Source organism: Chryseotalea sp., assembly GCF_057350905.1.
Window position 1 is genome coordinate 202,521 of sequence record NZ_JBMRCF010000001.1, and the last position, 25,752, is coordinate 228,272.

Annotated in this window: 23 protein-coding genes; 9 read left to right on the top strand and 14 right to left on the bottom strand. The window is 40.5% G+C overall.

The genetic code is table 11. From position 1 onward, the window contains the following. Window positions 1-7: 7 nt before the first annotated feature. The 4 genes from lpxA to ACO1XM_RS00915 form a co-directional block, all read right to left on the bottom strand. Window positions 8-790, bottom strand: a complete 783-nt coding sequence (gene lpxA, locus ACO1XM_RS00900; RefSeq protein ID WP_486225173.1) for an acyl-ACP--UDP-N-acetylglucosamine O-acyltransferase — start codon at window positions 788-790, stop codon at window positions 8-10. Continuing rightward, window positions 787-2,184, bottom strand: coding sequence for a bifunctional UDP-3-O-[3-hydroxymyristoyl] N-acetylglucosamine deacetylase/3-hydroxyacyl-ACP dehydratase (locus ACO1XM_RS00905; protein WP_486225175.1), 1,398 nt, complete (start codon window positions 2,182-2,184; stop codon window positions 787-789). The genes lpxA and ACO1XM_RS00905 overlap by 4 nt, the downstream gene beginning before the upstream one ends. Window positions 2,185-2,269: 85 nt before the next feature. Then, window positions 2,270-3,328 carry a UDP-3-O-(3-hydroxymyristoyl)glucosamine N-acyltransferase gene (gene lpxD / locus ACO1XM_RS00910; protein ID WP_486225177.1) on the bottom strand — a complete coding sequence of 353 codons (1,059 nt, stop codon included), beginning with the start codon at window positions 3,326-3,328 and terminating at the stop codon, window positions 2,270-2,272. Between the two features lie 104 nt (window positions 3,329-3,432). Continuing rightward, on the bottom strand, window positions 3,433-4,659 hold the full coding sequence (locus tag ACO1XM_RS00915; RefSeq protein ID WP_486225179.1) for an HD domain-containing protein: 1,227 nt from the start codon (window positions 4,657-4,659) through the stop codon (window positions 3,433-3,435). A gap of 38 nt (window positions 4,660-4,697) precedes the next feature. Here ACO1XM_RS00915 and porX point away from each other — a divergent pair, with 38 nt between their 5' ends. The 7 genes from porX (at window position 4,698) to ACO1XM_RS00950 (ending at window position 11,050) form a co-directional block, all read left to right on the top strand. Beyond that, window positions 4,698-6,257, top strand: a complete 1,560-nt coding sequence (porX, locus tag ACO1XM_RS00920; protein ID WP_486225181.1) for a T9SS response regulator signal transducer PorX — start codon at window positions 4,698-4,700, stop codon at window positions 6,255-6,257. After that, window positions 6,247-6,708, top strand: a complete 462-nt coding sequence (tsaE, locus tag ACO1XM_RS00925) for a tRNA (adenosine(37)-N6)-threonylcarbamoyltransferase complex ATPase subunit type 1 TsaE (protein WP_486225183.1) — start codon at window positions 6,247-6,249, stop codon at window positions 6,706-6,708. Before porX ends, tsaE begins: the two co-directional genes overlap by 11 nt. Then, on the top strand, window positions 6,683-7,903 hold the full coding sequence (locus ACO1XM_RS00930) for an alanine dehydrogenase (RefSeq protein ID WP_486225185.1): 1,221 nt from the start codon (window positions 6,683-6,685) through the stop codon (window positions 7,901-7,903). The genes tsaE and ACO1XM_RS00930 overlap by 26 nt, the downstream gene beginning before the upstream one ends. A 54-nt stretch (window positions 7,904-7,957) precedes the next feature. Further along, complete coding sequence (locus ACO1XM_RS00935; RefSeq protein WP_486225187.1) at window positions 7,958-8,554, top strand: L,D-transpeptidase family protein; 597 nt, start codon at window positions 7,958-7,960, stop codon at window positions 8,552-8,554. Window positions 8,555-8,578: 24 nt separating this feature from the next. Next, window positions 8,579-8,788, top strand: coding sequence for a hypothetical protein (locus tag ACO1XM_RS00940; protein WP_486225189.1), 210 nt, complete (start codon window positions 8,579-8,581; stop codon window positions 8,786-8,788). 125 nt (window positions 8,789-8,913) lie between these two features. Beyond that, window positions 8,914-10,149: a cation:proton antiporter gene (locus ACO1XM_RS00945; RefSeq protein WP_486225191.1), complete on the top strand. Its 1,236-nt coding sequence runs from the start codon at window positions 8,914-8,916 to the stop codon at window positions 10,147-10,149. Between the two features lie 220 nt (window positions 10,150-10,369). Then, entirely contained in the window at window positions 10,370-11,050 is a 681-nt protein-coding gene (locus ACO1XM_RS00950; RefSeq protein WP_486225193.1) for a hypothetical protein, read from the top strand. Window positions 11,051-11,133: 83 nt separating this feature from the next. Here ACO1XM_RS00950 and ACO1XM_RS00955 read toward each other — a convergent pair whose 3' ends face one another. From ACO1XM_RS00955 to ACO1XM_RS00980, 6 genes are all read right to left on the bottom strand, one after another. Then, a complete protein-coding gene (locus tag ACO1XM_RS00955; protein WP_486225195.1) occupies window positions 11,134-13,182 on the bottom strand; it encodes a helix-hairpin-helix domain-containing protein in 2,049 nt (682 codons plus the stop codon). Then, window positions 13,179-13,997, bottom strand: a complete 819-nt coding sequence (locus ACO1XM_RS00960; protein ID WP_486225197.1) for a PorV/PorQ family protein — start codon at window positions 13,995-13,997, stop codon at window positions 13,179-13,181. Before ACO1XM_RS00960 ends, ACO1XM_RS00955 begins: the two co-directional genes overlap by 4 nt. Before the next feature lie 52 nt (window positions 13,998-14,049). After that, on the bottom strand, window positions 14,050-15,492 hold the full coding sequence (locus tag ACO1XM_RS00965; RefSeq protein WP_486225199.1) for a BamA/TamA family outer membrane protein: 1,443 nt from the start codon (window positions 15,490-15,492) through the stop codon (window positions 14,050-14,052). 39 nt (window positions 15,493-15,531) lie between these two features. Continuing rightward, a complete protein-coding gene (locus ACO1XM_RS00970) occupies window positions 15,532-16,647 on the bottom strand; it encodes a prolipoprotein diacylglyceryl transferase (protein ID WP_486225201.1) in 1,116 nt (371 codons plus the stop codon). Between the two features lie 74 nt (window positions 16,648-16,721). Then, window positions 16,722-18,551 carry an NAD(+) synthase gene (gene nadE, locus ACO1XM_RS00975; protein ID WP_486225203.1) on the bottom strand — a complete coding sequence of 610 codons (1,830 nt, stop codon included), beginning with the start codon at window positions 18,549-18,551 and terminating at the stop codon, window positions 16,722-16,724. Between the two features lie 53 nt (window positions 18,552-18,604). Further along, complete coding sequence (locus ACO1XM_RS00980; protein WP_486225205.1) at window positions 18,605-19,621, bottom strand: alkaline phosphatase D family protein; 1,017 nt, start codon at window positions 19,619-19,621, stop codon at window positions 18,605-18,607. A 79-nt stretch (window positions 19,622-19,700) separates the two neighbouring features. Between ACO1XM_RS00980 and ACO1XM_RS00985 the strand changes: the two genes are divergently transcribed. Both ACO1XM_RS00985 and ACO1XM_RS00990 read left to right on the top strand, forming a co-directional pair. Continuing rightward, window positions 19,701-21,602, top strand: coding sequence for a CocE/NonD family hydrolase (locus tag ACO1XM_RS00985; protein WP_486225207.1), 1,902 nt, complete (start codon window positions 19,701-19,703; stop codon window positions 21,600-21,602). Between the two features lie 94 nt (window positions 21,603-21,696). Beyond that, window positions 21,697-23,016 carry a sialidase family protein gene (locus ACO1XM_RS00990; protein WP_486225209.1) on the top strand — a complete coding sequence of 440 codons (1,320 nt, stop codon included), beginning with the start codon at window positions 21,697-21,699 and terminating at the stop codon, window positions 23,014-23,016. Window positions 23,017-23,024: 8 nt separating this feature from the next. Here ACO1XM_RS00990 and hisIE read toward each other — a convergent pair whose 3' ends face one another. From hisIE to hisH, 4 genes are read right to left on the bottom strand one after another with little or no spacing between them, the layout of a single operon-like run. Beyond that, the gene (gene hisIE / locus ACO1XM_RS00995; RefSeq protein ID WP_486225211.1) at window positions 23,025-23,633 is read right to left on the bottom strand and encodes a bifunctional phosphoribosyl-AMP cyclohydrolase/phosphoribosyl-ATP diphosphatase HisIE; all 609 of its coding nucleotides are present in this window, start codon (window positions 23,631-23,633) and stop codon (window positions 23,025-23,027) included. 2 nt (window positions 23,634-23,635) lie between these two features. Beyond that, on the bottom strand, window positions 23,636-24,388 hold the full coding sequence (hisF, locus tag ACO1XM_RS01000; RefSeq protein WP_486225213.1) for an imidazole glycerol phosphate synthase subunit HisF: 753 nt from the start codon (window positions 24,386-24,388) through the stop codon (window positions 23,636-23,638). Then, a complete protein-coding gene (gene hisA, locus ACO1XM_RS01005; RefSeq protein WP_486225215.1) occupies window positions 24,378-25,094 on the bottom strand; it encodes a 1-(5-phosphoribosyl)-5-[(5-phosphoribosylamino)methylideneamino]imidazole-4-carboxamide isomerase in 717 nt (238 codons plus the stop codon). Before hisA ends, hisF begins: the two co-directional genes overlap by 11 nt. Further along, window positions 25,091-25,681 carry an imidazole glycerol phosphate synthase subunit HisH gene (gene hisH, locus ACO1XM_RS01010; protein ID WP_486225217.1) on the bottom strand — a complete coding sequence of 197 codons (591 nt, stop codon included), beginning with the start codon at window positions 25,679-25,681 and terminating at the stop codon, window positions 25,091-25,093. The genes hisA and hisH overlap by 4 nt, the downstream gene beginning before the upstream one ends. Window positions 25,682-25,752 lie beyond the last annotated feature (71 nt).

Consider the following 25,752-nt stretch of genomic DNA (forward strand, 5'->3'; position numbering starts at 1 on the left):
AAAGCACTTAGTTGCCATAACCTTTCATGATACCGCGTTCCGACTCTTTTACGAAATTAAGAATCAGCTCTCGCTCATCGCTCACTGGCAGTTCAGCTTCAATCATTTCAATGGCCTTTGAGTTGTTCAGCCCACGCATAAAGATGTAACGGTATATTTCCTGAATCTCGTTGATCTTATCAGCGCTGAAACCTCTTCTTTTTAGCCCCACTGAATTAATTCCTGCATAGGTTAGTGGCTCTCTGGCTGCTTTAGTGAAGGGCGGAATATCTTTACGCACTAAAGAACCTCCTGATACCATAACATGAGCCCCCACCTTTACAAACTGGTGCAGTGCACTGGCACCACCAATAATAGCCCAGTCGTCTATGGTAACATGGCCAGCCACTTGTACAGTGTTTACTAATATACAGTTGTTGCCAATGATGCAGTCGTGTGCTACGTGAACATAAGCCATGAGAAGGCAATTCTTACCAATGGCTGTTTTCATTTTATCGGTTGTGCCGCGGCTGATGGTTACATACTCACGGATAACGGTGTTGTCACCAATAATGGTTTCTGTTTGCTCACCGGCAAATTTCAAATCTTGCGGGATAGAAGATATGGATGCACCAGGATAAACCTTCACATTTTTTCCTAAACGTGAACCATCCCAGATAACTGCTCCGGGGCCTATCCATGAACCATCATCAATTACTACATCTTTTTGAACAGTAGCAAAAGGTTCAATCACTACATTTTTGCCTATCCTGGCTTCAGGATGTACGTTGGCTAAGGGATATTGGCTCATGAATTTTTACGGACAATGCTAGCGGTCATGGTTCCTTCACAAACAAGCGTGTTACCTACATAAGCACGGCCTGTCATTTTTGCGATACCTCTTTTAATAGGCGCCAGCAAATCGCACTGAATAACCAGTGTATCGCCTGGGAGCACCATTTTTCTAAAGCGGAAATTTTCTATACCTAAAAAGTAGGTCCAGTAGTTTTCAGGATCGGGTACTGTGTTTAGTACCAGAATGCCACCAATTTGTGCCATGGCCTCTACCTGAAGCACACCTGGCATTACTGGGTTGCCAGGAAAATGTCCTTGAAAGAATGGTTCATTCATGGTTACATTCTTCACACCGGCTACACTTTCGTTATCGAGGTAAATAATTTTATCAATGAGTAGGAATGGATAACGATGAGGCAGGGTAGCCGCAATCTTATTGATATCCATTACCGGAGGTAAGCTTGGATTGTATTTTGGTCTGCCTTGCTTATCAGCTTCAGCCATCGCCTTTTTCAGCTTTTTCGCAAAAGCCACGTTAGCCGCGTGACCAGGACGGGCAGCCAATACCTGAGCCTTTAGGGGGCGGCCAGCCAGGGCTAAGTCACCGACAACGTCTAAAAGTTTATGACGTGCTGGTTCATTTTTGTAACGAAGCTCAACATTGTTCAAAATGCCTTCATGTTTAACCTCAACTTTAGGTTTACCCAGCATTTGGGCAATATTGGCCAGTTCATCGTCTTTCACGATTCTGTCTACAATCACAATGGCATTGTTCAGATCACCCCCCTTAATGAGGTTGTTTTTGTAGAGCATCTCCAACTCATGCAGGAAGCAGAAAGTTCTGCAGGAAGCAATTTCTGTTTCAAATTGGCGTATATCAGTAATTGAAGCATGTTGGCTGCCTAATACTGGAGAATTATAGTCAACCATAACAGTCACTCTATAATCATCTAAAGGAAGGGCAGCAATTTCAACATTGCGGGCAGCTTCTCTATAAAAAAGAGGCTCCTGTACATCGAAGAAATCGCGCAAGGCGTTCTGCTCTTCTGTACCTGCTTCTTTCAGTTTATTAACAAATTCGATGGAACTGCCATCCATAATCGGACACTCAGGGCCATCCAATTGGATTAACACATTGTCTATTTCCAGGCCAACCAATGCTGCCAGGGTATGTTCAATAGTGCTTACCCGGCCACCGCTTTGTTCAATGGTTGTACCCCTGGAAACGTCCACCACATTGTCGCAATCTGCGTCAATAATAGGAGAACCAGGGAGATCAATTCGTTGAAATTTAATGCCGTGGTTAGGTTTTGCCGGTACGAAGGTCATTTTAGTAGGGGCACCTGTATGGAGGCCTACACCTGAAAGCGTTACCGATTTTTGAATAGTCTGTTGTTTGATATTAAGCATCTTTTGAGTCCTGCAAAGTCGACAAAGTTAAGCCGAATTATCGGGATATTCCAAAAAATGCATCAAGACGTGTGCTCAATGGTTCTTAGAGACTATGGCCGTTGCTTTTGTAAGAATGTACCTTTTCTTCAAGTTCCCGTAGACGTAGGTTGAGTTCGGGTAGTTTTTTAAAGACTGCATAGGATTTGAAGTAGTCTTTTACGTCATAGGCCGGAGAGCCCATAATCTTTTCACCTTCTTCTTCAATAGATTTAGAAATGCCAGCCTGAGCGCCAATACCTGTTTTATTGGCGATTACTAAATGTCCGGCAATACCTACCTGTCCGGCAATAATACAGTTTTCACCAATTTTTGTAGACCCTGAAACACCAGATTGTGCAGCCATTACAGTGTTTTTACCAATTTCCACATTATGAGCAATTTGTATCAGGTTATCGAGTTTTACTCCTTTTCTAATGGTGGTTGAGTCGCCAAATAGTGTAGCACAGTCAATTACAGTATTTGCACCAATCACCACGTTATCCTCGATTACTACATTGCCTAACTGAGGAATGGTTTTATAAGTGCCATCAGCCTGGGGAGCAAAGCCGAAGCCATCGCTACCCACCACACTACCGGCATGAATCACGCAGTTGTTTCCAATTTTCGAATCTGCATAAATTTTAACTCCGGCATGAAGTATAGTGTTGTTGCCAATTGTGCAATTATCTCCAATGAAAGTATTCGGATGGACTTTTACATTGTCACCAATCTTTACGTTACTACCAATATAAGAGAAGGCACCACGATAAATATTGGCACCACAGGTGCTTCCATTTCCTAAAAAGCAGGGTTCTTCCACACCTACTTTCTGGAAGCTGATCATTTTATGATACTCCTCTAACAAAACAGTAAAACTAGAGTAGGCATCTTCAACCAGAATCAGCGTTGTCTGTAATTCTTTTTTAGGCACAAAGTCCTTCTTAACAATAACAGCAGAGGCCTGTGTACTATAAATATACTGTTCGTATTTTGGGTTTGATAAAAAGGCAATTTGTCCTGGCTTGGCATCCTGGATTTTCGCCAGCATGTTGATCTTTGCCAGCTTGTTACCTTGTACCTGACCGCCAAGCATGGCAGCAATTTGCTCTATGGTAAATTCCATAATTTATTGAGGCATCCATTAAATACTATTCGATATAGTTATTTGTGTGTTATGGATGCGTAAGCAACCGGCTCGGTATAACAGGTAAATAACTAACCTTTATCTTACAAAGATACATTTTTAGGCCAGCACAAATAGTTTTTTTTCACGGTTTTGGATAAGGCCTGGATGCTGGGCAAGTCCGAAGCCTGGGCAATATCCACTACCTCACCACTCTTCATTAAAATATTGATTTTCTGGCCTTCGGTATAAGCTTCGTTGCTGACCGATCCATAAGAAAAAAGAAATGGTGCCTCAGCCCTGAGCAACTTATAATGAATAGACACAGCCTCTTTTACATTGTTTACATCTTCTTTGCGAATGGCAGCGGTACTGAATTTTATCTTAAAAAGTTTTCGCTCAATTAGCATTTTTGACAAAGTGGACAGAATCTTGTCGGGATCATTTTGCCAGAATTTTATTGACCCCCAGATGTCGTTATCATCAAGATTGCCGAAATGGCTGAGCAGCTTAGGCTTATTTTTGAATTCTTCGAATGAAACAGATTTTTCTAAAAATATCTTAAGGGATTCGCTAGCGGCAATGGACTGACCAGAATGCGCCAGGTATTTAGCCCGCGTAATCAAATTAACCAGCATACGCTCGGCAGCTACCGAAGTTTTATGCAGGTAAACCTGCCAATACATAAGTCGTCTGGCGGTAATAAAGTTCTCGATGCTGTAGATTCCCTTTTCTTCCACCACCAGCTCATTGTTGTGTACGGTTAGCATGGCTATGATCCGGTCCACGCCAATAGTGCCTTCTTCTACACCGGTAAAAAAGCAATCGCGTTTCAGGTAGTCAAGGCGATCCATATCCAGCTGACTGGACACCAATTGATGAAAGAATTTTCGCTTGTAGGAGTTTCTGAAAATTTTTAAGGTCAGGTCGAGCGCTCCTTTAAACTCTTTGTTGAGTTCATTCATAAAAAGATAGGAGAGGCTCTCATGTTCGATGGAGGGCAATAATGACTCTTCGAGTGCGTGTGAGAAGGGACCATGACCGATATCATGAAGCAAAACTGCCAGTTGAACAGCTTCCATTTCTTCAGTACTGATATCAATTTTTTTGTTGCGGAGATTCTCAAGCGCTCTGCCCATCAGGTGCATGGCCCCCAGGGCATGCTGAAAGCGTGTATGCATAGCACCCGGATAGACGAGGTTTGCAAGGGCCAATTGTTTGATGTGACGCAGTCGCTGAAAATACGGATGCTGGATGATGTCGTAGATCAGCTCACTCTGTATATGAATAAAACCATATACAGGATCGTTTATTATCTTTTTCTTATTCACTTCGCGCTGGAATTTGTAACTTGGTGAAAAACGTTTTCATGCAAAGATACACGATACTGTGGGCAGATGATGAGATTGATTTACTGAAGCCGCACATCCTCTTTTTAGAGCAGCGAGGCTACGATATTACGCCCATTAATAATGGTACAGATGCGGTAGAACTTTGCGAAGATAAGCACTTTGACATTGTTTTTTTGGATGAGAATATGCCCGGCATGTCGGGATTGGAGGCGCTGAGTCAGATTAAAAACCTGAAACCAAACCTGCCCGTGGTGATGATCACCAAGAATGAGGAGGAGCAGATTATGGAGGAGGCGATTGGTTCCAAAATCGCGGATTATCTGATCAAGCCATTGAATCCAAGTCAGATATTGCTCTCCGTAAAAAAGATACTTGATAATAAGCGCTTGGTAATTGAGAAAACAAACCTGAATTACCAACAGGATTTTCAGCGTATCAGCATGTCATTTCAGGGCGAGCTAAACCACGATGAATGGGCCGATGTATACAAAAAACTTGTGTTTTGGGAATTGGAAATGGACCAAAACGACAACCAGGATATGTCGGAAGTGCTGACCATGCAAAAGACAGAAGCCAATGCCAGTTTTTGTAAATACGTAATGCGTAATTATGAAAAATGGCTGAACGATGCCAATGCGCCCAAACCCCTTTTATCGCACCAGGTATTAAAGCGCAAGGTTTTCCCCATGCTGGGTAAAGAACCGGTATTTCTGTTTTTGATTGATAATTTAAGATACGATCAATGGAAAGTACTGGAGCCCATCATCAATGAATATTTTGCTATTGATGAGGAAGAAACTTACTACTCGATACTTCCAACAACAACCGCCTATGCGCGAAATGCCATTTTCTCAGGCATGCTGCCATCCGATATGGCAAAGTCGCAGCCGGATATTTGGGTAGGCGAGGATGATGAGGAAGGCAAGAACAACCATGAGCATGATTTTCTTGAAAAATTATTAAGAAGAAATAACCTAAGCATTAAGCATTCCTATCATAAAATAAAAAACCTGGAGGAAGGTCGTGAACTGGCAGATTCGGTTAATAATCTTTTTCAAAACGATTTAAATGTGATCGTTTATAATTTTGTAGATATGCTCTCGCATGCCAGAACAGACATGGCCATGATCCGTGAACTCGCACCTGATGAATCTGCGTATCGCTCTATTACGAAGTCATGGTTTTTGCATTCACCTTTACTGGACATACTTAAAAAAGTGGCAGAGAAAAAAGTCAAGGTGATCATTACAACCGATCATGGCACTATTCGCGTAAAACGCCCCTTTAAAATTGTAGGTGATCGTGCAGTGAACAGCAACCTGCGATATAAGCAAGGAAAAAATTTAGGTTATGAAGGCGCCAAAGTAATGGTAGCTGCAAAACCAGAGAAACTTTTTTTGCCTAAGCTAAACGTATCCACTTCGTACGTTTTTGCTATTGAAGATCAGTTTTTTGCTTATCCCAATAACTACAACTACTATGTCAATTTCTATAAAGATACATTTCAGCATGGAGGGGTTAGTTTAGAGGAGATGATCATTCCCTTAATATCTTTAAGTTCGAAGAATGCAGATTAGTGAAGAGACGATAGTTTTGCATGATGTAGGCATACATCAACTTGAAGAAGTTGCCAGCCTTTTTTTGCAAAAAGCGGTTGACCAAAAGATATGGCTTGTGGAGGGAGAAATGGGTGCTGGAAAGACAACATTTATCAAGACGATATGTACCTTGTTAGGTGTAAAAGATAACATGAGCAGCCCGACCTTTGCTATTGTGAATGAATATGAGGCCGCAAATAAGCAAGTCGTTTTTCATTTTGATTTTTACCGTTTAAAAAATGAAAGAGAGGCAATCGATATAGGCATTGATGATTATTTTTATTCAGGCGCCTATTGTTTTATAGAATGGAGTGAAAAAATCATAAACCTAATACCCGATGACTATGCAGTCGTCAACATCCAACCGATAACCGAAACCACCAGAACCTTATCCTTAACCATCCATGGCCGAGAAGAAAAGCGGATTTGAAGCACTGGCAAAATCAGCCATCTCTACGCAAGAGCAATTAATGCCTGTGAAGACAGGTAACCATTCATTTTTTATTGGATTGCCTAAAGAAGTTTCACTACAGGAAAACAGAATAAGTCTTACACCCGATGCAGTGGCCTTGTTGGTAAACAATGGTCACGATGTTTGGATAGAAACAAAAGCTGGTTTGGGCTCTAAGTTTACTGATAAGCAATACAGTGATGCCGGTGCCAAGATTGTTTACTCAGCACAGGAGGTATATAAGGCAGAAGTAATTTTAAAAATCGAACCACCCACCCTGGAGGAAATAGAAATGATGCGCCCCGGGCAAGCGCTGATATCAGCCATACAACTAGGCCATTTAAAGTCGGACACCATTCAGGCACTCTTGAAAAAACGCGTTACCGCTTTGGCCTATGAGTTTATAGAAGACAAGGTGGGGGGGATGCCTATCATCCGTGCTATGAGCGAGATAGCAGGCAGCTCAGTGATGTTGATTGCTTCGGAATATTTAAGTACAGCCAATAATGGAAGAGGCATTATTTTAGGAGGCATTACGGGCGTGCCACCAACCAAGGTTGTAATTATTGGTGCGGGCACTGTGGGTGAGTATGCAGCAAGAGCCGCTTTAGGCTTGGGTGCAGATGTGCAGATTTTTGATAATCATCTATACAAACTGAGAAGGATCAAGCAATTGCTGAGTCAACAAATATATACTTCAACAATTGACACCCTAACCTTGAGTGATACATTGAGGAGTGCAGATGTAGTGATAGGTGCCTTGCGCGCAGAGAAGGGAAGAGCCAGGCATGTTGTAAGCGAAGAAATGGTGAGCAGCATGAAACCTGACTCTATCATTATAGATGTCAGTATTGATCAGGGTGGCTGTATAGCAACTTCTGAAATCACCACTTTAGGCAAACCCATCTACAAGAAACACGCTGTTATTCATTATTGTGTACCCAACATTGCCTCACGTGTGGCACATACTGCAGCAACAGCTTTAAGTAATATTTTCACACCTACCATTTTGCGGGCTGCAGAAGAAGGTGGTCTTGATAAAATGATCTTCTCGCACAAAGGTTTTATGAAGGGTGTGTATACTTATTCAGGTGGCCTGACAAATGAATCGCTGGCAAGAAAGTTTGGTATAAAGTATAAAAATATTGAGTTGCTGGTGGCAGCACGCTTTTAAATCCTGTGATGGATTTTGAAAGAAACCAGATACTGATTTGATTACTTAATGCTGATGAGGTATTGCTTTATATTGTTGATGTTTATTACACTTTTAAGTAGTGGACAGGATGCTAACGTAGATTTCTCTGCGGATATAAAATCTGATATTAAACTGGTTAACTATGGTTTCCCATTAAGTCATCTGCTGGATTCTTTAGATTTAAAAAAATCCGAGATAAGAATTGTTGTCTCTAAATCAAACTACTTATTATCCATTGTAAAGGGCACTTTGATTATTAAAAGTTATCCTGTTGTATTTGGTTTTAATGCCATTGACGATAAACGGAGAGAAGGTGATGGAGCAACACCGGAAGGAACTTTTAAAGTAAGAGCCCTGTATCCACACAAATCGTGGTCTAAATTTATCTGGTTTGATTACCCGAATGAATCGTCATGGAAAAAACATAATGAGGCAAAAAAGCAAGGACTAATACCAATGGACTCTCGCATTGGTGGTGAGCTAGGCATTCACGGAGTACCCTCAGGTTCAGACTATGCGATTGATCAAAAGCAAAATTGGACTTTAGGGTGTGTTTCATTGAAGAACAAAGATGTTAATGAAATCTACGGTGTCACTTATGTAGGGATGGAGGTAGAAATATTGAAATAAATTTATATTGAAAAAATGATCAAAATGAAAAATCAAGCTATTGTACTCATTATCATAATTTTCTTTTTATCGATAGTGTGCACATTGTCAATCGACTTTCCGGCCAATGCCACCTCATATGATAAGGGCTTTGCTGTGGGTACTATTTTTGGGCACGCAATCAAATTGATCGGTGTAATAGGTTTGGTTTTATTGGTGATTAAACGGTACGGTAAACAAAGGTTGACCCAGTAATTCTGCCAGTGATTGGTTTACAACGGCTGGTTAAGCGCTATTCATATTATCAATTGCGCATTGGTAGCTTTCGAGACTCTGGACTAACAACTATTTTGCTATCTTGAGCATTCGTTTGTATAGCCATGGACTTATATTTTACGTTTTCGATACTCATTGTTCTTTCTGCTTTATTCTCTTACCTTAATAGTCGTTACTTAAAACTTCCCCCGGCCATTGGCATTATGCTATTGGCTATTGTTACTTCTATCGCACTTATTGCGATAGGTAAGACTTATCCTGATTTTTCAACTTATTTCTCTGGTCTTGTAAGCAGTGTCGATTTTCCATCGGTGCTGATGGGGGCCATGCTTAACTTTTTATTGTTTGCCGGAGCCATCCATATTAGCATGCAGGATTTGGCAAAACAAAGACTGCCTATCCTCATCTTGTCAACGCTGGGTGTTATCGTGTCAACTCTTTTAGTGGGTTCACTCATGTATACTTTGTTGGTACAGCTGGGACTAGATGTTCCGTACATTCAATGTCTGGTATTCGGGGCATTGATATCGCCAACGGATCCGCTAGCAGTAATTGCCATTTTAAAGAAGGCTAAAATCCGTAAGCATCTCGAAGTTAAAATAGCAGGTGAGTCACTTTTCAATGATGGGGTGTCAGTTCTACTGTTTGCCATTTTATTACAACTGGCGCAAGGGAGTGAGGTTGATATTACATTCAGGAATGTGGCTGGCTTATTTGTGCAGGAAATGATCGGTGGATTAGTAATTGGTTTGTTGCTGGGCTATATAGGTTCGCAAGGCATTAAGAGAATCAATGATTATCAGGTAACCGTATTGATTACAGTGGCTATAGTGATGGGTGGATACATGGTTACACGTTTCTTACATATTTCCGGACCGCTAACCATGGCTGCCGCAGGTCTTGTTATTGGCAATTATGGCAAGAAGACAGCTATGTCTGCTACCGACAAAGATTATCTCGATAAATTTTGGGAGATGATCGATGAAATTCTCAACGCCATGTTATTTCTTATCATAGGCCTTGAGTTACTGCTCATACCAAATATTCAAGAAGACTGGATCATTGGTTTGGTAAGCATTCTGATTGTATTGCTGAGTCGTTATTTATCCATTTGGTTACCAATGTGGGTGATTCCGAATATTGGTCGTTTTGATGCCAAGACAATGGCAGTACTGGTTTGGGGAGGCTTGCGGGGAGGAGTGTCTATTGCTTTAGCCTTAACCATTGATCCTCATCTTAATCAGAATCTGTTCTTATCCGCCACCTATTATGTAGTTGTTTTTTCCATTGTTGTGCAAGGATTAAGTATTGGTAAGCTCATCTCGTTTATTAATAAATAATGAGAAATTAATTTAATAGTTTCTGGCTATTTGCCTCTAAGCGCTTGTGCCAGGGTGGGGCAGTACAGAATGAAGTATAGTGCTAATGGCTAAACGTCTTTTTTATGTAGCATGACGCTCAAAAAAGTGAACCCTATTCCACTACTGTTAAATTGCATCAGATTAATAGATGATTTTTAGATTTCTATTTCTGGTTTTTAGATTTTATCTTTTTTGAAAAATGAAAGACTCAATTAAAATGTTTTCAGGGATTGCAGGTTCGATGTTCATACGATGGATATTGATGATGGGACTCGGTTGTTTTATATGTTTGTTGGGTATAATAATTTCGGTTTTTTTAATTAGTAACAATGGCGATAGTGGTTATGCAGGAGCACGTTCGGGGGGCGTTATTGGCATTGTTCTTACATTTCTCTATTTATTTGTAACCGAATTTTGGTCAGCCTTGCTTTTAGTGGCATCTCTGCTTTTTACTACTCTGTACTTTTCAATTGCTAACAAGTATACGTTAAGCCTTACGGTTTACAAGGTGTGGCAATTAAAAGGCAATGATTTTATAAAGCAAAAAATCGAGGTATACGGTAAGAAACTTTCAGAGGCGGGCCCCAATTGGTTGAAGGAAATAGGATCACCCGTGAAAGTAAAACTTAAGTTGATGGATCAAATCAAAAATGACCAGGAAGCCAATGTTATTCAAAAGCGAATACTAAGATTTGGATTAAAAATGATTAAACTGGATGATGTTAATTTCAATCAGGATAATCTCAGGTTTTCTGACATCATTTTTACTAAGATGGATCAGTATATGTCAACCATGTCAAAACCTTCGTTCAAGGGGTTTTATATAGCAATAGCTTTTCATATCTGCTTAATCATATTAGCATATATTTTCGACAAATGATCTGATGGATTGACACATTAATCTTGGAGAACTCCAAAGTAGGAGATTTTTAAAATTTTAGCGGCTTATTTTTTTTGCTCAGATCAAAATTTTACCCTCACCTGAAATTTAAGATCGTTGCGTTCGTTGCCTCCAATTTCATCTAGCCCTGATCCCAGACTTTCAACATTATTCATGCGAGCATAAGCATAGCGAAGCCAAAGGCTTAATTTTTTATTGACATCGTATTGTAATAGGGCATAGCGTCTTAACCCTTCGCCATCATAGGGTTGAAAGGAGTAAGCCAACCACATATCTTTTTCTGCTGCATATTGCCTGTTATCGTAGTCATCAGTATCAAACAAAGCATAACGTGCGCTTATTTTAAGCTTACCAAAATCATAGGTAAAGTCCTGAATCATGGCCATGCCATGAGTGATACGCTGATTAAATACATACTGGCTGAATTGAAAACGACTCCTCATGGTTAATCTTGGAGCAACACTATAGTCAGCATTTAAAAACAGGTTTCTTTTTATGCCTTGAGCAGTCTGGTAAAACGGACTTTCGATCGAAATATTTCGCTGTTTAGATTCCTCACGTATCTGTAAGGAGTAACCAATGGTTTTAGCAGGCTGGTATTGCAATCTAAAGAGCCATTCATAGCCATGCGATGGGCTGTAGTTCCTGAATTGAAGCCAGGGGAATTCGAATATATCAATATAGGCTGTGGCAAGCCAGTGTTTATGTATTTTATACTTCAGTCCCCAATACAGTCCGCGTTCATTTTTTGGTTGACTGGCTTCACTAAATGCATTGGCAGAAAATGTATGGAAGTTGCGCGGGTAGTTCCGTACAAGTATCGCTATATCAAAATAAGGAGAAAGGCTACCAAGTGTGCCCACAACAAAAGCCAACGTAGCAGGATGCTGATATGCCAGTTCGCCAAAGAAGGCAAAATTGTAAAGTGAATAGTTAATAAAAGCTGAAGCTGTTTGATTGTACTTTCCGTGGAAAGCAAATTGGTTATATAAATTTTCTTCGGGTAGTATCTGTTTATTGAAATGTACATACTGGTAGATGATTCCGGTTTGTAAGGCACCCTTTATGTATTGTGATGTAAAGCCGATACGTTGTTCATTTAAAGTTTTTCTGTCAATAAGCTCGTTAAGGTTTCTGTGAAAACCGGAGTTTTGCAAGGAAGTGATATAGTTGTTATCAAGGCTGTCGTTGGCAATGTTGGCATCGCGATGGGTGTTAGAAAAAAATGGCGTGAGTTGAACCGTTGGAGCTATTTGATAGGTGATTGTTAATCCCCTCAGGTAAAAATTTTCTGAGGCTGATGTAAATGGGATGGCAAGAATATTAGTTCTTCTGATGGTATTAATTGTTTCACCACCCTTGCCGGTGCCAAATCCACCACCTAATACAAGGCCCTGTCCTGATTGTATTTGATAATCACCAATGATGAGATTTTTTACTTTGCCTTTATGCTGCAACTGGGCATGAAAAGATAGGTAGTCGAAACCAAGCTGTTTGTTTTGCGGTATCCACTCAAAAGCCTCGCCTGCATCTTGCTCGGCAGTAATGCCAAAACTAAAATCGTTGGCAATACTGTTACGGTACCGCAGATAGTATTTTTGAGCGTTACCTAAAAATTTACGAAGACTATCATCTTCAGAAAAGCCTTGTTTGGATTCAAGCCCCATTTCAGATCGTAATACCAGGTAGTTGTTAGGATTGTAACGAATGCGCCTGAGTAGTTTGCTGTTTATTTGTTCTTCAGGGTTTCGCACAATAATAAAGGGTAGAATCTTTTGAATACTTTGTAAGTCAAAATGAGGAATTGACTGTAGTTCATACTCAGACAATAGCGCTCCATTTTCTATTCTGTATTGTATCAGATTACTGATTTGCAGTTCATTCAAAATGTATAAATTTCTTAATTGCTCTGCGGTTGCATTATTGAGATCAAGTGGATGGTTGAGCAAGTCGAGATAGGTCTCATAGAGTTCTTCGTAATTAACATCCTCGTCCTGATAGCTGATTAGTTCATCTAATATGCGCTGTATGTCAATCTCTTTTGACTCAACAGATTGTGCCTGTAGATTTAGGCATGGCAGCAAGGAAATAATGAAGAGTAACTTTTTCATTTTTTCTTCCACTTATAGGCCAATGATGCCTGATGGCTATCTCCCAATCCTGTAAAGGCATATTGATAGGCATAATCAATGCTTAGCTTGCTTTGAATGAAGCCAATTCCAAAAAAGATGTTATTTGGGTAAAGTGAGAAACCTGTACGGGTATGGAATTTTTTGGTGGCTTTATATTCCATGCCTGTTTTGAATGTGGCTGCATGATCCATTTCTTTCGACAGTTCACTGTTAAACTGCACTTTATCACTAGGCGTAATGCCCAGTCCAAGGCTTAATCTTGTTGGAACTTTTTCACCCTCTATTTCTGAAAGTAAAGGTTGATTAATGTTAAGAATATAGGCACCTATGGATACAGTTTTACTTAAGGAAGCAATACCACCAGTGCTTACTGTGATTACCGACTTCGTACCAAAACCTTGTGCTGTGTACTGTAAATAATTTAAACTCACACCCATGGAAGCAAGGCCTAGTTGATTGCTAAAACTGGCAACGAGTAAGTGCTCATTGTACAATGCATCACCAAAGCGTAATACGCCTGCTCCCACTACACCAATGTTTGTGGGAATAGCGATTGCAAGAGCACTGCGATTAGCACCCTCTAGTTTTGGTTTAGCATCATAAGTTGAAGCTGCTATTATCTGCTTAAGTGATGCTTGACCTGCAACATTATTAAACAGACTCCACTCATCCTGCAAACAAGCAGATGTATAGGCCATACCTGCTGTACGCCCGCCAATAGATATGGAAGTACTTTGCCCACAAGCAAGTTGAATAATCAGAACAAATAGTGTAGTGAATACTAAGTGCTGCACAGTCAATTATTATTAACCGAAGTTAAATAATTGTTGAATGATACAATTGATTTTAAAATTCTTTTTTCAAGTGAAAGAAAAATCCTTGCTCGCCTTCTCCGTTAAAGGAGTATTCCAAACGCATGGTAGCATCGTGGGAGCTCACAAAATCTAGTCCAAAGCCCACGCCATTGATTAGCTTGTCGGTGAGGAGTTTTCCATTGGTATAACCAGGGTAGTTCCACACATAACCAAAGTCAGCATAGGTCTTAGCATAAATGGTTATGGGTAACTCCTGAAATTGTTCGAGTCGTCCTCCAAGATCAAAAACACGGGAGAAAATCTGTTTTTTGAAAGTGGTTTTATTAAATGCAAACTGAGGCCCTTCAATTAAGTAGACTTCGTAGCCGCGCACAAACTGTCTATTATAACCAAGAGCGCTATAGTTTATATAGGGCAATGCATCTTGCATACTTACGTATACACTTGAGTAATTTGACAGGTAATAATTTTTACCAAGCGGGAGATAACGCGCATAGGTAACACTCATGTCGGAGCGTTTGATGTCATCTTTATCAAATATGCCCTGATAACGAAGTGCCGCGGATAAATAGCTTCCCTTTAGCGGGTAACTTACAAAATCACGATTTTCATAAACATACTGGTAACCTAATGCAGTAAACTGTTGTTCGCGCAAGGTGGCATTACCCAGATATTCGGGGTTGAGTGTTATTAAGGAATCACTCACTGTGTTTTTAGTATACTCAATATTAAATCCATGAAAATGGTAAAAAGAGTTTCGATACGTGTAGGTGAGTGAGGCACTTCTGGTGGTTCTTAAATTTCTGTCGGCCCTTGCAAAGTCTAGTATATTGCCAATCGTTTGATAGGCAAGATTTTTTCTTTCATCGTAATTAAGATCCAGCAATAAACCTTGCTTACGTTTTTTATCGAGGTAGGGCATTCTGTAACTAAGCTTGAATACATTGGTAAATCCCAACTTGGCTGTTAGTAAAAGTGTTTCATTTCTTCCTCTGAAATTGTATTGATAGAGTTTAAGCCCATAGTTTAATCTTCTGAAATCATGGTTATAGTTCTGCCACCATTCATTAAAGTTTCTGTCAGCCAGTTCAACAATGGGTACCGGAAAAGTGTACCATCGCTCGCTCACCTCTATAAACAGATCTGCGTAACCATTGCCATAATCTAATGGACGCATGCTTACTGTGTTGAATAGTCTGGTATTGAGGAGCTTACTCTTGTCTTTTTCTATAATAAGTGTGAGTGCCTGCGTACTTACGGTATCTCCACTTTTTAAAGTAAGCTCTCGTTGAATAATGAAGTCGCGGGTGATTTTGTTACCGACAATTAGAATGCGATTGATGGTCAATACGCTAGATGTGTCGACAACTAATTTATTCTTATTTTTTTGTCTTGTTGAATCTGCGGTAGCCTGAGAATCAGTGATGCATTGCATCCAGAGGCAAACAATAAAACTGATTCTCAGTACCCACATGCTTTCAACTTCTACAAATCGATTATGTTCAGAGAACGACTAAGCGTTCTGACTTTTCTTATTTTTCAATGAATATATTAAGAGCGCTACTCCGGCAATGACTAAAGGTATACTCAAAATCTGTCCCATGTTAAGGGTAAGATCATCCTCAAAGGCAACCTGATTTTCTTTCAGGAATTCATATAAGAAGCGCAAACCAAAGCATACAATTAAAAATATGCCTAATAAGCTACCAGGAGCCAGATCATTTTTCTTTCTACTCCATAGCCAGAACAGCAGGGCGAAGAGCAACACGCATGAGATAGATTCATACAATTGTGCAGGATGACGCGGTATCATATTTGTATATAAGACTGCATGATACTGGTCGCCTTCTTTGCCAAGTCGATAGCGAAGTGGTCCGGTTTGATATACATGTTCAGCAACCCCTGTATTGTAAGAAAGCATAGATTGCAAGCGTCCACTAATGTAACTGTTCAGTTGCTCTTCGGTATAACTTTCATCCTTCTTAAATGTCAGCAGCACTTTTACAGGTTTTGCCGGGCCAACATTGGCAACAGTATCAATGGCGATATAATCTACATCTTCCACATAGCCATCAAACTTAATAAGCTCAGTTACATTACTGGCAAAGACAACACCATAATTTGATTCAGTTGGTTTGCCTATAATTTCAGAGTTGAAATAATTTCCAAAACGAATAAGCGCTCCCGTGATGGCAGTAACAATTACAATTCTGTCAACTACCTGTAAGTAGCTTTGCCCGGGTCTTTTCTTGCGTGCATATAACCATAGGGCGAATAGAATACCAAAGGCACCACCATGGCTGGCCAGGCCGGTAAAGCCTGTAAACCTGAACTTGGGCGAAAATTCAACTGGAAGAATGATGCTTAAAGGATTTTCCAGGAATAACTCTGGCTGGTAAAAGATAACATGACCTAAACGCGCCCCCAAAATGGTGGCCAGTATCATGTAAATGGTGAGCGTATCAACATCACTTTCAGGCTTGCCTTCTTTTTTATAGATATAGTATAAAATCTGTTGGCTGATTAAGAAGCCCAGGGCGAAAAGCAAGCCATACCAACGAAGGGAGATACCACCCAGGTTTATAATTTCGGGAGAACCATTCCAAATGATGTAAGTCAGATAAGTCATAGCAGCAAATATAATTACAAATGGGAAAGCGCAAATGGCTTTAACTACATGTTAACGGCTTTTTAAGGCCTTAATTATAGGGTATTTAGCTCTTCATTAAAGCCGCCAGACAGAATCGGGAAACGGCACCAGGATCGCGGATCCACATTGAGGTCGTCTAAATGAAAGGAGGGGGCCAGACGCTCTCTTTTCCATTGATTGATAGACCATAAGCGGAAGAATTTTTTGATGTAGCTTTTCAATACCTCGTCCTCAGCTCCCTGATTAAGCGCAGTGTACACTTCTTTTGGTGATTTACGCTGTTTGATAGCCAGTAATTCAATTTGCTCGAGGATTGTATAGGGCATGAGATCGGCCTCATCTGTTTGCTGTCTTTCCAGTGGCCTTAATTCTGCGGTCGGTTTTAGGTCATTCACATAGCGAAGTCCCGTGTAACCAAGTTCCCGCTCAGCCCATTGCAGCCATTGTATTACAAAGGGTTTACTCAGTCCTGCGATGGGCGCCAGGCTTCCAGAGGTGTCGCCATCCATGGTGGCATAACCAACATCGCCTTCGCTTCTGTTGGAGGTAGTTAGCAGAAGGGCCTGCTTGATATTGGCGAGCATCCAGATAATGGGTGAGCGTGACCGTGCCTGGATATTCTGCAAAGCGATATCATCTTTTTCCCAGCTTAAAGTTCTGCCAAGTGCCTTTTCAATTTTTTTGGAATAGGAGTTAACCTCTTCTTCTATTTCCCAATGGTGAAAAGTTGCGCCAATAGACTTCGCCAATTCTTCAGCTGCCTGCAGGGTATGGGTTGACGAATTTTTTGTACCCTGATAAACACAGGTAAGTATTTGTGATACTATTTTTTTAGCATCGTTTTCGTGCGTGAGGCCCAGACTTTTACAAAAGTTTTCAGCGCCTAATTCGGTCAGGCCTCTTCGTACCATTTCGGCAACAAAGGTAGCAATGATAGAAGAGTCGGCACCACCGCTAAGGGATAGAACAAATCCTTTGGCTCGACTTTTACGAAGATAGTCGTAAAGTGCCAGAGACACTGCTTGTGCTAATTCTTCATTTTTTTCTTTGTTATCAATTTCAATGGCAGGTATCGTGGCCTTAGGATTATCTACATCTACTTCGCAGCACAACACGTCATTGGGCTGAAAGGTAAGTCGCCTGTTAAGTGCCTTTATTTCGCCACGTTGCGCCAGAATAACATCGCCATCATAAATAATTTTACCGGCTTCATTGCCTAATTGATTTACGTATAGATATGTGCAGTTAAATTTCTCCGAACTGCTTCTGATCAATTCTTCGCGAATGTTGCTTTTGCTCATGGCGAAATGGCTCGCACTCGGATTGAGCATGAGGTCAACCCCCTGTTTACATAAACGTTCCCCAGGACGGTTAGAAAGCACCCAGGCATCTTCACAAATTTCGAAAGCAATGCGTACCCCGTTTACATTGTACACAAGGTCGCCTACCTGCACCTTTTCTCCAGCCCTTTCTATACTTGTTACTTCTCCTGGTTTCCAGGGTTCAAACCATCGAGGTTCGTAGTGTACACCATCCTTGGGCAGGTTTTGTTTCAGGGTAACACCCAGTATTTTTTTATTGTGGATCAAACAAGCACCGTTATAGGTTTTCCCATCTATGCGAATGGGTAAACCTATAGCCACTGTAATATTATCGCAATACTCAGTGATCTCTACCAGTTTGAGCCATGCCGTTTCGGCCAGCCAATCACTTAAGAATACATCTTCGCAACCATAGCCAGTGAGGGTAAGCTCTGCAAAACACAGCACATTTACCTTGCTTTTTTTAGCCTTTTCAATGGCATGCCTGATGTTGGCTATGTTATGGTTCCAGTCGAATGGCGTCTGGTTAAGGGTGGCACCTGCCAGGATCAATTTTCTCACAGTCTGTAAATTACTCAAAGTAACAAATCAGACGCGAATATCGTTTGGATGTATTAAAATTTAGCCTGATGTTCAGCCAAAACCTGGTTATTTTTTCCAATTACTTTAAATGTAACCTGAATTCCAGTGGTGGAGAAGTGAATATCAAGGATTCCAAAATTTCGGTTAATAATCAGTTCACCGACTCTGTACTTATTTTTCTCCTCCCAATGATCACTCCAGGTATGACTTAGTCCGCTGGCGGTAAAATCATACAGCGAATAAGACAAGCCTTCAATATCTTTTTTTGATAACTCTGCGATATGACGGTCGCCACTGATAACAATAACTCTTTTATCGGGATAGCGTTTCAATAAATCAAAAAAACGCTGCCGTGCTTTTGGTAAGGTAGCCCAGCGCTCAAAACGGTGTTCCTCAGCCAGTAATTGTACACTGGAGTTGATAATATAAAGCGATGCATGCGTGTTCTTTAATTCATTTTCAAACCATTGCCACTGCGCTTCTCCCAGCATATCACCCTCAGGGTTGGCAGGATATCGGTAAGTTCTTTTCTTAGTAAGCGAGTCGATGTAGTATACTTTTTGAATGGTGTCTCTGAAATAACGCGTGTCAAGGTTGATGATGTGTATGCTTTTATCACCTTTTTTCAGGCTGATACTATTGTAGAGGCCTTCATGTTGCCAAACACCATTATTCTGATCAAAACCGAGAAAATTAGCAGCCAATACTTTGCTTTCTTTTTTCTTGGAAAAATATTTCCCACCATCGTTAATACCGTAATCATGGTCGTCCCAGGTGCCGGTAATAGGGCAGGTGGCCAGCAGGCTTTGGTACCCAGCACCTTCCTTTTGCTTTTTATACTCCGCAGCAATGAATTGCATATCATGCGCATCACCATAAATATTATCACCACCCCAGATCCAGATTTCTGGTTTTTCTGATACGATTTCTTCCCATAGCTGTTCAGGCAGGTATTGTCGTGAACAAGAGCCAAAGGCTATCTTAACATGCTCCTGAGCTGTGGTTTGAATCGAAACAATGCTTAAAATAAGTACAAGGATGTTTTTCATGGCATTAAAATAGAACCGCTTATCGTTTTGCAATTGCATTACTGGTTATCTTATTGTTAAATTCCATCAAAATTTATTTATGAAACAATTAGTTACCCTGTTCATGTTGTGCACTTTTCATTTCGCAGGCGCGCAAGATATAAAACAAGATTCGATTTATATGCGTCAGCATTATGACAAGGTGGAACACATGATTCCGATGCGGGATGGCGTAAGACTTTACACAATAGCGTACGTTCCAAAAGATAAGACTAAAACCTATCCTATTTTGTTAAACCGAACATGTTACAACGCATCAACCTATGGCGATTGGAAAACCTACTCGCATCCTTCCCCTTATCTGGTACGTGATAAGTACATTTTAGCTTTTCAGGATGTACGTGGTCGTTATATGAGTGAAGGGCAGTTTGACAATATGACCCCCAACATTCCCGGTAATAATGTAAAAGATAAAAAAGCTATTGACGAAAGTTCCGACACTTACGATGCAATTGACTGGATGATTAAAAATATAAAAGGCAATAATGGAAAAGTCGGAATGTTCGGTATTTCATATCCCGGTTTCTATACAGCAGCTGCCATACCTGATGCACACCCAGCATTAAAGGCATCGTCACCGCAGGCTCCCATCTCCGATTTTTTCTTCGATGATTTCCATCACAATGGTGCTTACCTGCAGAGTTATACGGCTGCTTTTGCAGTATTCGGTTATCAAAAAGATAAGCAGACAAAAGAAGACTGGTACATGGATAAGCTGATGCGTTTCTATGGACAAACTATTGCGGATGGTTATGATTTCCATTTAGCGCAAGGCCCTCTTAAAAATATTACCAAAGATTACCACAACGACAATTTCTTCTGGCAACAAATTGTTGAGCATCCTAACTATGATGAATTCTGGCAGAAACGAAATTTATTACCACACCTGAAAAATGTAAAGCATGCGGTAATGACTGTTGGTGGCTGGTTTGATGCAGAAGATTTATATGGCCCTTTGAATATCTATAAAACCATTGAGAACACAAGTCCAGGTGCCTATAACACAATTGTAATGGGACCCTGGGGCCATGGTGACTGGGCGCGTGAGCAAGGGCAGCATTACCATAACCATATTTATTTTGGTGATAGTATTTCCACATTTTATCAAAGGGAAATTGAGCGCAAGTTTTTTGCATTTCATTTGAAAGGAGAGGGTGCTTCCAACCTGCCAGAAGCCTACATGTTTGATACAGGAAAAAAAGAATGGAAGAAATTTGACGTGTGGCCCCCGAAAGATGTCGCACCGCTGCGCTTGTATTTTGGAGAGAAGGGGCAGTTATCGATTAACAAACCTATCGATGAAAAAGCAAGCTTTGAATATATCAGTGATCCAGCAAAGCCGGTACCTTATACCTCCCAAACGGAAGGCTTAACTTTTACGCCACGTTCTTTTATGAGTGATGATCAGCGCGAGGCTTCCAGAAGACCTGATGTGCTAACCTTTGAGACAGAAATATTGACGGATGATGTAACAGTAGCTGGTGAAATCATGGCCAAGTTAAAAGTGGCACTGAGTACTACAGATGCTGACTTCTTTGTAAAGCTGATTGATGTTTATCCGGCTAATCACCCCAGCTATTCTAAAAATCCTAAAAATATAAAAATGGGAGGGTATCAGCAGTTGGTGCGTAGTGAGGTTTTAAGAGGGCGATTCAGAAACAGTTTTGAAAAACCCGAGCCGTTCAAGCCAGGCGAAATTACTGATGTGAATTTTGCTTTGCAGGATGTGCTGCACACTTTCAAGAAAGGACACAAGATGATGATTCAGATTCACAGTACCTGGTTTCCTTATATAGACCGCAATCCACAGAAGTATGTGGATAACATCTACAAGGCTAATGAAGAAGACTTTGTAAAGGCCGTGATTAAGGTTTACGGTAATTCTGTAGTTGAGGTGGGTGGCGAGCAAAAGATGAAAGCCAGAATTGACGTTAAAAAGTAAAATTTTGCTATCATAATATAGTAGCGTTTGCTTTGCAAGCGCTACTTTTGTTTTTTAATGATTACGATTTTTTTATCGTTTTAATGTTTGGTATATGAGGTTTTTACTTTTTACGCTGTTAGTTAGTATTACATCAATAACAGCCAATGCGCAGTTTAAAAATATCAAGTTGGCTGAGGCAAAAGCCGGTGATAAATTTCAGCCTTGCGAGCCAAGTGTAGCCATCAACCTGAAAGATAAAAACAACATTGTGGTGGGGGTAATTCTGGATAGAATTATTTATACAGAGGATGGAGGTACTACCTGGAAAGAAACCACCGTTACATCACCTTATGGCGTGTATGGTGATCCTGCCCTGGTATCAGATAGTAAAGGCGACTTTTACTTTTTTCATTTAGCAGATCCTTCTGGTGAAGGACGCAGCAATGAGGCATGGCTGGACAGGATCGTAGTCAATAAATCTAAAGATAGGGGAGTTAGCTGGGGAGATGGTTTCTCTATCGGGCATAACCCACCAAAAGATCAGGACAAACAGTGGCCGGTGATTAGTCCGAAGACAGGTAATATTTATGTTACCTGGACTCAGTTTGATCAATACGGTTCTAAGGATCCAGCTTGTCAGTCGAACATTATGTTTAGCAAATCAACCAATAAAGGAGAAAAATGGTCTGAACCGATCATACTTTCTCAAACACCTGGTGATTGCATTGATGATGACAATACTGCGGAAGGCGCTGTGCCTGCTGTGAGTCATGATGGTAAATTATTTGTAGCCTGGTCAAACCAGAGTAAAATTTTTCTAGACCGCTCATTTGATGGTGGAGATACATGGTTGCGTAATGACCTGGCTATTTTTGAACATGTGGGTGGTTGGGCTATGGACATACCAGGCATTATGCGAAGCAACGGTATGCCTGTGCTTGTTTGTGACAATAACGCGAAGAGCAGTGCCAATGGTATGTTGTATCTGGTATGGGCTGATCAACGCAATGGAAAAGACAATACAGATATTTTCTTTTCACGTTCTAATAATTTTGGAGATAACTGGACACAACCTTCTTTAATTAATAATGATAATGCCAGTAAGCACCAGTTTTTCCCTTGGGTAACAGTCGATCATAAAACCGGCTACATTTATACTATTTTTTATGACAGACGTGACCAGGAGGGAAATGCTACGGATGTTTACCTGGCTTATTCCACCAATTCAGGTATTTCGTTCACTAATGTAAAAATCAGTGAAACCTCTTTTGTTCCTGATGAAAAAGTTTTCTTTGGCGACTATACTAACATTGCTGCACACGATGGTATTATTGCCCCGGTGTGGACAAGAATGGACGAAGGGAAGACCAGTGTTTGGACAGCCATTATCAAGCATGAAGATTTGGTGAAGCTGGCTGAAACGAAGAAATAATGTGAAGGCTACGAAGCCTTCACATGTCTTTTTTCTAACACCTTCTCTACATCACTTAATGTAAAATCTTTGGCTGCCAGCAACACGAGATAGTGATACATTAAATCTGCAGCCTCGCCTAAGAAGAGTTCCTTGTTATCGTCCTTACTTTCAATAACTAATTCAACTGCTTCTTCACCTACCTTTTGTGCAACCTTATTTATGCCGGAAGCTAAAAGTTTATTGGTGTAAGAATTTTCGCTCGGATTTGATTTTCTTTCCTGAATAATTTCTTCTAACATGTGCAGAGACCAGTTTTTGCGATTGACTTCATTAAAGCAAGTATCAGCACCTGTATGGCATGTAGGTCCTTGTGGAATTGCCTTGATGAGTATGGTATCCTGATCACAATCAATAGTTACAGAAACTACATTCAGATAATGTTGAGAGGTTTCCCCTTTTGTCCATAATCTCTTTTTGCTTCTGCTGTAAAAAGTAACTCTTTTCTCTTCTAAAGTTTTTGTGTACGCTGCCTCATTCATGTAACCAAGCATTAACACTACTTGTGTTTGGGCATCCTGAACAATACAGGGTACAAGTCCTTCATTTTTTGCAAAGTCGATTGTAAGTGTCTCCATGGTTAACGAATGCTGATGTGTCTGTCTTTTAAATATTTTTTTAAATCGGGCAGAGGTACTTCACCAAAATGAAAAATGCTGGCTGCCAAAGCGGCATCTGCTTTACCCAACTGGAATACATCCATGAAGTGCCCCATGTTACCTGCTCCACCAGAAGCAATAACGGGTATGCTCAATAATTGATTGAATTTACTTAAGGCATCAATGGCAAATCCATTTTTAGTACCATCATGATCCATACTTGTGAACAAAATTTCACCAGCACCGCGTTGTTGAGCTTCTTCTGCCCAGGAAAATAGTTTTTTTTCAGTTGGTTTTTTACCACCATGCGTATGCACTATCCAGGGGTTGCCTACTTTTTTGGCATCAATAGCCACTACCACAAACTGCGATCCGAAAGCCTTAGCCATTTCATCGATGAGTTGTGGATTGCGAACTGCGGATGAATTAATACTGACTTTATCTGCTCCTGCTTCCAGCAACACGCTGGCATCTTCAACAGAGCTGATGCCACCACCTACGGTAAAAGGTATGTTAATATGTCTGGCTATTTCGCGCACTAAACTTGAAAAAGTCTTTCTGTTTTCGTTGGTGGCAGCAATGTCCAGGAAGACTAATTCATCTGCCCCTTGTTGTGCATAAAGCGAAGCGAGTGCCACCGGATCACCGGCATCCCTGATGCTTTCAAAATTAATTCCCTTCACTGTACGGCCTTCTTTAATATCCAGACAAGGGATAATGCGCTTAGTTAACATACTTACTCAGTTCAGTGAGTGATATTTTATTTTCATAGATGGCCTTGCCAATAATGACACCATCAACTTGTAGTTTTGATAAGGCATCGAGATCCTGTGTAGCACTAACACCCCCACTGGCGGTAATACTGGCATCAGGAAATCTTTCTTGTATCTTTTGATACAAGGACAAATTAGGTCCTGACAACATCCCATCCGTAGCAATGTCTGTACAGGTTACATACAAACGCTTGGAGGGGAAGAGTTGTAAAAAATCATAGATGGACAATGTGGACTGTTCCTGCCAACCATGCAGGGCAATTTTCTCATCGCGTACATCGGCACTGATGATTATCTTCTCAGGCCCGAATAAATCCAGCCATTCATTTACCAGCTCTGGATTTTTTGCAGCAATGCTACCCAGGTTAACTTGGGTAACACCAATATCTAAAAGTCGTTGGATATCTTCCTGTGTTTTTATACCGCCACCTACATCAATTTGTAACTTAGTTTCCTTTACCAACTTTTCGATGGTTGAAAAATTCTGAATGCTACCCGCCTTGGCACCATCCAGGTCCACTACATGCAGGTATTTTATGCCTGCTGCTTCAAATGCCTGCGCCACTTGCAGGGGGTTATTATTGTACACTTTTTTTAGATCGTAATCGCCCTGTGTTAATCTTACACATTGTCCGTTAATGATATCGATCGCTGGAATAATTTTCATGATTGTATATTTAAGAAAGAGCGCAGAACGTTTTCTCCAGCACTTGCTGATTTTTCAGGATGAAATTGAACTGCATAAAAATTATCTTTTTGTAATGCAGCGCTAAAAGGTTGAATATAATCGGTGATAGCTGCAGTATGTTGGTTTACGGGAACATAGTAGCTGTGAACGAAGTACATATAAGCTTCATCCAGTGAAGCATCAATCCAGGAATTGCTGAGGGCTATTGAATTCCAGCCCATGTGTGGAACCTTCTCTGCATTCTTAGGAATAAATTGCTTCACTTTTTCATCGAATATATTCAAACATCTTGTGTCATTCTCTTCCGAATAAGCACACATCAATTGCATACCTAAGCAAACACCTAATACAGGTTGCTTTAAATCTTTAATCAATAAATCCAGCTTATGTGTTTGCAGGTAGTCCATGGTAGACCGCGCTTCACCAACCCCAGGAAAAATTACTTTATCAGCTTTTTTAATTTCCTCCTGATTGTCGGTAATGCTATAGTCAATACCGAGTCTTTCCATAGCAAAAGCCATAGAGCGTATATTGCCTGCGTTGTATTTGATTATAACTACTTTCATAATTACGAATTACGATTTACGAAATTTCAAATTTCAAATTTCAAATTTCAAATTTCAAATTTCAAATTTCA

Coding starts and splice junctions, on each gene's coding strand:
- lpxA (WP_486225173.1), bottom strand. CDS start 790: ATGAGCCAATATCCCTTAGCCAACGTACATCCTGAAGCCAGGATAGGC.
- ACO1XM_RS00905 (WP_486225175.1), bottom strand. CDS start 2,184: ATGCTTAATATCAAACAACAGACTATTCAAAAATCGGTAACGCTTTCA.
- lpxD (WP_486225177.1), bottom strand. CDS start 3,328: ATGGAATTTACCATAGAGCAAATTGCTGCCATGCTTGGCGGTCAGGTA.
- porX (WP_486225181.1), top strand. CDS start 4,698: ATGCAAAGATACACGATACTGTGGGCAGATGATGAGATTGATTTACTG.
- tsaE (WP_486225183.1), top strand. CDS start 6,247: ATGCAGATTAGTGAAGAGACGATAGTTTTGCATGATGTAGGCATACAT.
- ACO1XM_RS00930 (WP_486225185.1), top strand. CDS start 6,683: ATGGCCGAGAAGAAAAGCGGATTTGAAGCACTGGCAAAATCAGCCATC.
- ACO1XM_RS00935 (WP_486225187.1), top strand. CDS start 7,958: ATGAGGTATTGCTTTATATTGTTGATGTTTATTACACTTTTAAGTAGT.
- ACO1XM_RS00940 (WP_486225189.1), top strand. CDS start 8,579: ATGAAAAATCAAGCTATTGTACTCATTATCATAATTTTCTTTTTATCG.
- ACO1XM_RS00945 (WP_486225191.1), top strand. CDS start 8,914: ATGGACTTATATTTTACGTTTTCGATACTCATTGTTCTTTCTGCTTTA.
- ACO1XM_RS00950 (WP_486225193.1), top strand. CDS start 10,370: ATGAAAGACTCAATTAAAATGTTTTCAGGGATTGCAGGTTCGATGTTC.
- ACO1XM_RS00955 (WP_486225195.1), bottom strand. CDS start 13,182: ATGAAAAAGTTACTCTTCATTATTTCCTTGCTGCCATGCCTAAATCTA.
- ACO1XM_RS00965 (WP_486225199.1), bottom strand. CDS start 15,492: ATGTGGGTACTGAGAATCAGTTTTATTGTTTGCCTCTGGATGCAATGC.
- ACO1XM_RS00970 (WP_486225201.1), bottom strand. CDS start 16,647: ATGACTTATCTGACTTACATCATTTGGAATGGTTCTCCCGAAATTATA.
- ACO1XM_RS00980 (WP_486225205.1), bottom strand. CDS start 19,621: ATGAAAAACATCCTTGTACTTATTTTAAGCATTGTTTCGATTCAAACC.
- ACO1XM_RS00985 (WP_486225207.1), top strand. CDS start 19,701: ATGAAACAATTAGTTACCCTGTTCATGTTGTGCACTTTTCATTTCGCA.
- ACO1XM_RS00990 (WP_486225209.1), top strand. CDS start 21,697: ATGAGGTTTTTACTTTTTACGCTGTTAGTTAGTATTACATCAATAACA.
- hisIE (WP_486225211.1), bottom strand. CDS start 23,633: ATGGAGACACTTACAATCGACTTTGCAAAAAATGAAGGACTTGTACCC.
- hisF (WP_486225213.1), bottom strand. CDS start 24,388: ATGTTAACTAAGCGCATTATCCCTTGTCTGGATATTAAAGAAGGCCGT.
- hisA (WP_486225215.1), bottom strand. CDS start 25,094: ATGAAAATTATTCCAGCGATCGATATCATTAACGGACAATGTGTAAGA.
- hisH (WP_486225217.1), bottom strand. CDS start 25,681: ATGAAAGTAGTTATAATCAAATACAACGCAGGCAATATACGCTCTATG.